Raw genomic sequence first — 1315 nt, 5'->3', positions numbered from 1 at the left:
AGGTCGATGCCGCGGTTGGCTTTGATGTTCTCGAGCGTGTCGCCGATAACCGTGAGGTTTCGCAGACCGAGGAAGTCCATCTTGAGCAGACCGATGGCTTCACACGATGGGTAGTCCCACCCGGTGATGATGGCGCCGTCCTGGGCGCGCTTCCAGACCGGGATTGCGTCGGTGAGCGGTTCGGACGACATGATGACCGCGCAGGCGTGCACACCGGCGTTGCGGATCAGCCCTTCCAGACCCACCGCGGTCTTGTAGATCTTCGCGACGTCCGGGCTGGAGTCGATGAGCGCTCGAACCTCGACTGCCTCCTTGTACCGCTCGTGCTTCGGATCGGTGATACCGGAAACCGAGATGTCCTTGGCCATGATGGGCGGCGGGAGCGCCTTGGTGATCTGATCGGCGATGGCAAAGCCCGGCTTGCCGAACTGGACGCGAGCCGAGTCCTTGATGGCAGCCTTGGTCTTGATGGTGCCGAAGGTGATGACCTGGGCGACCTTGTCGTTGCCCCACTTGTCCGTCGCGTAGCGAACCATCTCGCCGCGACGGCGATCATCGAAGTCGATATCGATATCGGGCATGGACACACGCTCGGGGTTGAGGAATCGCTCGAACAGCAACCCGTACGGGATGGGGTCGATGTTGGTGATACCCATCGCGTAGGCCACCAACGAACCGGCAGCCGATCCACGGCCGGGCCCGACGCGAATTCCGACGTCCTTGGCGTGGTTGATCAGGTCGCCGACCACCAGGAAGTAGGCCGGGAAGCCCATTTCGTTGATGACGCCGATCTCGTAGTCGGCGCGGGCGAGGTACTCCTGCGGAGGTCCGCTCGGGAAGCGGCGATCGAGTCCGCGCATCACCTCGGCGCGCAGGAAGGTCTGCTGCGTGTGACCCTCCGGGACCGGGAAGATCGGCATGCGGTCGTGGAACGCCCACACGTCCTCGTACGACTGCACACGCTCGCCGATGGCCACGGTGTTGTCGCACGCCCCCGGTACTTCGTTGTCCCAGATGGCGCGCATCTCGGCAGCGGACTTGAGGTAGTAGCCGTCGCCGTCGAACTTGAAGCGCGTGGGGTCGGACAGCGTCTTGCCGGTCTGGATGCAGAGCAGCGCCTCGTGGTTCTCGGCGGCGTCCTTGGTGACGTAGTGGCAGTCGTTGGTGGCAAGCGGCGGGATACCGAGTTGCTTGCCGATGTCGAGCAGACCCTCGCGCACCCGGCGCTCGATCGAGAGACCGTGATCCATCAGTTCGAGGAAGAAGTTGTCCGGTCCCCAGATCTCCTGCCACTTCGCGGCAGCTTCGAGAGCCT

The 1315-nt window shown here is 63.7% G+C and carries 1 protein-coding gene; it reads right to left on the bottom strand.

From position 1 onward, the window contains the following. Positions 1–1315 (bottom strand): DNA polymerase III subunit alpha (gene dnaE / locus B0E55_RS31280; protein ID WP_133053487.1); only part of this gene is annotated, 1315 nt, incomplete at both ends.

The organism is Rhodococcus sp. 66b, from assembly GCF_002076325.1.
Lineage (GTDB): Bacteria > Actinomycetota > Actinomycetes > Mycobacteriales > Mycobacteriaceae > Rhodococcus_F > Rhodococcus_F erythropolis.
This window is presented reverse-complemented; position numbering and strand designations above follow the sequence as displayed.